Annotated in this window: 6 protein-coding genes; all 6 read right to left on the bottom strand. The window is 40.3% G+C overall.

Annotated features, from left to right (window positions below):
* Positions 1-519, bottom strand: a 519-nt coding sequence (locus ACFE90_RS19645) for a WD40 repeat domain-containing protein (protein WP_375503430.1), incomplete at its 3' end; no start/stop codon positions are given.
* Between the two features lie 81 nt (positions 520-600).
* Positions 601-1893, bottom strand: a complete 1293-nt coding sequence (locus ACFE90_RS19640) for a WD40 repeat domain-containing protein (protein WP_375503428.1) — start codon at positions 1891-1893, stop codon at positions 601-603.
* 37 nt (positions 1894-1930) lie between these two features.
* Positions 1931-2719 carry a GUN4 domain-containing protein gene (locus ACFE90_RS19635; protein ID WP_375503426.1) on the bottom strand — a complete coding sequence of 263 codons (789 nt, stop codon included), beginning with the start codon at positions 2717-2719 and terminating at the stop codon, positions 1931-1933.
* A gap of 7 nt (positions 2720-2726) precedes the next feature.
* On the bottom strand, positions 2727-3218 hold the full coding sequence (locus ACFE90_RS19630; protein WP_375503424.1) for a hypothetical protein: 492 nt from the start codon (positions 3216-3218) through the stop codon (positions 2727-2729).
* A 262-nt stretch (positions 3219-3480) separates the two neighbouring features.
* A complete protein-coding gene (locus tag ACFE90_RS19625; protein ID WP_375503422.1) occupies positions 3481-4551 on the bottom strand; it encodes a WD40 repeat domain-containing protein in 1071 nt (356 codons plus the stop codon).
* A gap of 233 nt (positions 4552-4784) precedes the next feature.
* Complete coding sequence (locus ACFE90_RS19620; RefSeq protein WP_375503420.1) at positions 4785-6344, bottom strand: Hsp70 family protein; 1560 nt, start codon at positions 6342-6344, stop codon at positions 4785-4787.
* Positions 6345-6427: the final 83 nt, after the last annotated feature.

The raw sequence follows: 6427 nt of genomic DNA, 5'->3' as shown, positions 1-6427 counted from the left end.
AGTTTTTCCATCTGGACTGAACGCAAGGGCATAAAGAGATGATAAACCTTCACCTAATGTGGAAATTAATTGGCTGGTTTGAATATTCCATAATTTGATAGTTTTATCATGGCTTCCACTCGCAATAGTTTGTCCATCGGGACTAAATGCTATTCCATATACATCAGATGTATGTCCGCTTAAAGTAGTCAAGCATTCAAAAAATTTATAATGATATGGATTGAAAGCAGCAATAATCTGTTCAAGACCAGCTTCTTTTCTTTTATGTAATAACTTATATGCTACTGCTTTTAACTGCACTGATTCATTCTGTAAACTTTGAATGACTAACTCTAAGCCTGCATCACCATAGTTGATAACTTCACTGAGTGCAGCGATTTTTGCTTCTAGATTATTACTTAAAAGACGACGCTTAACGCCTTCAATTCCTCCTAAAACCACACCACTAACAGGAGGTGGCGCTTCGCCTCCAAGTACTGCATCATATTCTCGAGGTTGATTGGGATTATTTGGCATCATTCTCTTTCTCGACTCTAATACCAGTATTCCCAATTCAGGAAATGCGATCGCACTTATTTGGAATTGCACCTATCCTTTATTTTATGGAACTCGCCATACTTGAATTAATTTCCTAGTGTAAGTAACAATAGTCTGTGCATCTGGGCTAATAGCAATACTAGTAGCATGGCACTTGCGGAGTTCAGCAAGAAATTCTTGTGTCTGTAAATTCCAAATATTGAATCCACCGCCATTAACAAATATTTTTCCATCAGAACTGAAAGTTAAAAGGCCTGTACTACCATAAGGAAATAAAGTATGGATTTCTTTACCAGTCCTCAAGTCCCATATTCTAATGTTTTTTGGTAAAGTTTCATGACCACTTATCAGCGTTTGTCCATTGGGACTAATTGCTAGTGAATAAGTTGTACAAGGAACCCCATCTATACAAGGATGCGGTATTAAAGTATAAATTTCACTTCCCGTTCTTAAATCCCAAATTTTAATAGTTTTATCCAAGCTAGCACTTGCTAAAATTTTTGCATCTACATTGATAGCAACGGAAGTTATAGTTTTTAAATGTCCTTTGAGAGTGTAAATGTTTTGTTTTGTTTCTAAATCCCAGACGAGAATATTACCAGCTTCATTACCGCTAGCTAGGATTTTGCCATCAGAAGTGAGAGCAATAGCGGTAATAATATTGCGCTTTCTCGACTCCCACAATGGTTGTCCGCTAATAACATGACTTAATTGCTCAGTATTGAAATTCCAGATTTCAGTTCTAATGGTCTTGTCATGCTGAGAACCACCTATCGCTAAAGTTTGAGCATCAGCACTGAAAGTTAAATGTTTTGGGTAATCGTTTACTCTCGTACCAAACATTTTATTGATGGTGCGAAGATTTTTTCCTGTCTTCAAATCCCACTTTTTAAAGTCTATATAAGTCCCACCAACAATACTGCCATCTCTTTGAGGTTCTTCAAAAGAACTACCGCCAGCATCGCAACACACGAGGGTTTTGCCGTCGGGATGAATGGCGATCGCAGCATCATTCCTATTAAGCTCAATTGTATAAACACACTCAAAAAACCGATAGGGATTAAATTCTAAGATTGCCTGTTTTACTTTTAATTCTGAGATATCCCGCAATAATTTATATGCTGCTAACTGTACCCGTTGTGATGGGTCTTTTAAAGCCTGAATTACTAAATCCCAGCCTTCCTGTCTATAGTTAATGAGTTGCGAAAGCGCTAAAAAGCGGTAATTTTCATCACTGCTAGCGAAACGTTGTTTTGCGCCTGACAATCCGCCTAAAACTACACCATCGACTGGCGGAGGATTTTTTCCGCCAAGCACAGCATCATATTCTCCGGGTTGTTTGGTATTATCTGGCATCGCTTTTTACCTGTTGCTAATACCAGTGTTCCCAAATTTAGGCTATTTTGCAGTTTGCTAATTTCTCTGCAAGCGCAGACAGGGTTCTGCAACCTGTCCAAAAGTCACCTAACCCCCAACCTATAAATGCACCGCCACGGGGTAGGTGTCCTACGTTAGCACTCAAATCGAATGTCAAGTCATTCCAATACCGCCAAGCACCTTGAGAAAACCATCCCACACCTTTACCAAAGCGACACCAGGCTTCCCAGTCAGGATTGGATGTACAGCCAACCATTTGCCAGATATGCGTCTGTACAACAAAGCCAAAGCGTCCATTGCTATATTTTTGCCAGAGAGTTTCAATCGTGTTTAAATCTTCACAAGGGAATTTTTCAACGTCTGATGGGTCTAAAAATCCTTGTGGTTTGCGATCGCATACGCGCAGCATTATACTAGCAGTCTCTTGGTCTGCATCTTTCCACTTTCCAGAAGCAAGCAAATTTTGCAAACGACTGTAGTTTACATCAACCGCAGAGATTAATGGTATATCACTGTGTAGATGGGACTGTACTTTTGCTAATGCTTGTTGTCCCAGCAGTGACGATACTGTAAATTCCAACTTTTCCGATTCAGTATTTACAATCTGAAATACCAATTTTGTACCAGCTTGTCCATACTTTAGGGCTTCTTCAACGGCGATAATTTGTTGTTCTAGGGATGTAGCACCGATCAACCGTCGTTTAACACCTTCAATACCTCCTAAAACCACACCATCTTTTGGAGGTGGTACTTGTCCGCCAAGTACTGCATCATATTCTCTTGGTTGATTGGGATTTTCTGACATTGCTGTTTTATTTAGAAAATGCTTGCACTTTGTCAATACAGCCCTGCTGCACTGCTTCAATTAAAATATCTTTTGCACCTTTTCGCTTAAAGTAAAGTGCTGCATAATTACGTTGTATCTGTGTGCCATTGAAAAGGTAATGTCGAATTCGGTCTTGACCTTGAGGGGTATCAAGTAAGCTCAGTGTAAAGTCAACTAACTTGCAAGTGGCGCTAGTGCGGTCATATTCTAGATTATCCATCAGCGTATCGACATCGGACACTCCGCCAGCACGCGCCATCGCCACGAAAGCATCATATCTGTCAATTTTCTTACCATACTCCTGAAGTATTTCTTGTATTATAGGTTCTTGTCGAGAAGCTAGTAGTGAATAAGCTGCTTGGCGTACTTTCCATAATTTATCGTCCAACGCCCAAATTACTAATTCCAAACCTGCTTCGCCATACTTTAGTGCTTCTTCTAGTGCAGCGATTCTTTGTTCAACTACTGGATTTGCCAAGCGTCTTTTAACACCTTCTAGTCCTCCTAAGACTACAGCACCAGGAGGCGCTTTTCTTGACCACCAAGGACAGCATCATAAACTGTTGGGCGATTGGAATTTTTTGACATCGTGCTTTTACTTTTTATTTTTATATGATGGAATTATTGAGTGCGATCACCATAATCACCTAATTTCATAAATACGCTTTATATGGGGTAATTATTTTTAATAACAGAAGTGCGATTGCACTTTTTATTGAAGTGTGTGATCGCAACTTTTTCTAAGACTTAACACCCCAAATTCTGATAGTTTTATCTCTACTGCCACTAACAAGAGTGTTCCCATCTGGACTGATAGCTACACAATAAACCCATCCTGAATGCCCTTCAAGTGTGAACTGAAGTTGTTTTGCCTGTAAATTCCATACTTTAATAGTTTTATCTTTACTACCACTGACAATTGTCTGCCCGTCTGGGCTAATAGCTACAGACTCAACACCATTTGAATGTTTTTTAAAAGTGTGTATCAGCTTTCCAGTTTCAAAATTCCACACTTTGATGGTTGCGTCATTAGCACCACTAACCAGAGTTTTTCCATCGGCACTGATAGCTAACGCTTGAACTAAGTAGTGTGAATGACCACTAATGGTATGTGTAATTTGTTCTGTCTGTAAATCCCAGACATTAATTCCACGATTCTCACTGCCGCAGGCTAGAATTTTTCCATCTGGACTAATAATTAGGGAAAAAACTCTGTAGGTAGATTCTTCTAAAGTTTGTTTACGCTGTCCACTCTGTAAATCCCACACTTTGATTTTGTGATCGCCGTCATAAGTTCCTCCTCTACTAACTAAAGTTTTTCCATCTTGGCTAATAACCAAAGAATTAACGTTGAAATCGTCCATAGAAATAGGTTGAAGTTGTCCGGTATATAAATCCCAAAGATTAATGTCTCTTCCTGCACTGACAAGAGTTTTCTCATCTGGGCTAATGGCAACAGCTGTGATAAGCGTATTCTGCTGTAAAGTGTGGAGACAAGTGATATTTAGCCAGGGATTATATTCTTGTAACGCTTGTTTAACTCTTGCTTCTTCCCTGTGGCGAAGTAACGAATAGGCAGCCCACTTGAAATTTCCTGATTCAGATTTCCAAGTCTGAATTACTAAGTCTAAACCTGCTTCTCCGTAATTGAGTGCCTCTTTTAGTGCGGAAATTTGCGCTTCTATATCTACACTTCTCAAGCGGCTTTTAACACCTTCCAGCCCGCCTAAAATAACACTGCCAATTGGGGCAGAATTTTGAGTACCTAAAACGGCATCATATTTTTTAGGTTGATTCTGATTCTCTGTCATTGCATTTTTACCAATTTACTATAAGGGTTCTCGCTTGGGTGCAGTACAGTTTTGACCTCTCTCCTTGTAGGAGAGAGGCTTTGAATCTTACTCCCCAACACTAGTAGGGAAGGGGTTGGGGGCTAGGTCTGTATTGGATTCAACTACAAACCGCTATATTAGTAGTATTCCCATTTTTAATTATGGTGATTTTTTAAACGAACCGCAAAGGCGCGAATAACGCGAAGAGAAGATTATTTTAGTTTAGCGATAGCTCCCCTCTCAACTAACATTTTCCCCGTCAATAAATCCTTTACCGTCACTACTAATACCCGTTGTTCATTGACTTCAAATTGTGTCTGTATTCGGTCTATTCCTGTTTGTCCAGGCGGTTCGATATGAGCAACACATACTTGTTGATGATGAGTTTCCAAAGAGCGATAACTATCTTGTTTTACTAACTGGCTACTCGTCATCCTGCCTTGAGTATCGTAATAAACTTCCGCTTGAGAAACTTCTGCTACCTCCCCAATATCAAGGCGAATTTCTCGCTGTCCCTCTGTAGCGACTTGCAGAGTTAAAGCTTCAGAACGCGCCACTGGATACTTTGCCCCTTTTTCAATTAAAGTTAAATAAGAATAACTTTTGCTGTGGGGTTCCCAAAGACGAATCGCATAACTGTGGTGCAGGTAATCATCAACTGCTGCCATTTCACTTAAAGCTAATGCACCATGTGCGACAGCTTCAAAGGGTTTGTCTAATTTTACCTTTTGTCGCCCAAAATAGGAAATTACCAGTTGTTGTACGGCGGGAATTTGACAAGTACCACCCACTAATAAAACCTGTTCAATTGTAGATTTGCTGATACCTTTTGAAAGTGCGATCGCTAATACTTCATCTAAAGTTTGTCTTAACTGTTCTAATAATTGTTGATTTTCTAAAATTTCGCCTAACTCATCCCGATGCAATTGCAATTCATGGGACATAAAATTTTCATCATCAAACCAACTTTCTTTCGCCTCATTTGTTATCGAAAGTTGAATTTTTACCCTTTCTGCTACTTCCAGCAGATTCATAAAGCCGATTTCTCCAACTTCAGCACGGGAGGAACCGATTTTTTGCAGGTAATGTTCAACAATCCATGTATCAATATCTACGCCGCCAATAAAAGCATCGGATTTGGCGATAACTTCCGCACGTACTACTTGCTGTTCAGATTCAGCGCTGACAGTCCGTACTAAACTTAAATCTAGAGTACCGCCGCCAAAATCAACCACCAAAACCACAGCACCAGGATGCTTGACAGCATAACCAAGGGCTGCGGCGGTAGATTCATCGACAATTTGCACTGCGGGAATATTTAACTTGTCGCCCAAATTGCGGAACCAGTCAAGATATCGCTCAAATGCACCCACGGGAACTGTGAAAATAACGCTACTAGGTTGTAATTGCTGTTCAACCTGTTGCCAAATTTCCTTAAGAAACAGTTCCGAAACCACCTCAGCGCCGTAACTATTACCATCCAACTGTCGCGGAGGTGGGACAAAATCTGCTGCCAAATCGCGTTTGAAAGCTCTAAAACAGCGTTCCGGCTGGGCAAACCCCAAGCGTTTGGCGCGTACAGATTCACCAAAAGAAATGCGATCGCGCCCTTCAACAAATACTAAACTGGGTACAACGCTAACTTGTTCAGCCCCGATTTCAAAGCGACGCGACATCGAGTCAAATCTCAATGTCCGTGGTTTTTGCGTAATCAAATCAGTAGTACAAACAACAGTATTGCTAGTACCAAAATCAATTATTACTGTAGTCATTTGTCCTTAGTCATTTGTCATTTGTTCTTGGTTATTTCTCCCTTGTCTCCCTTGTCTCCCTTGTCCCCCTCATCCCCCTCATC

Origin of the sequence: uncultured Nostoc sp. (genome assembly GCF_964245445.1) — a bacterium.
Lineage (GTDB): Bacteria > Cyanobacteriota > Cyanobacteriia > Cyanobacteriales > Nostocaceae > Nostoc.
This window is presented reverse-complemented; position numbering and strand designations above follow the sequence as displayed.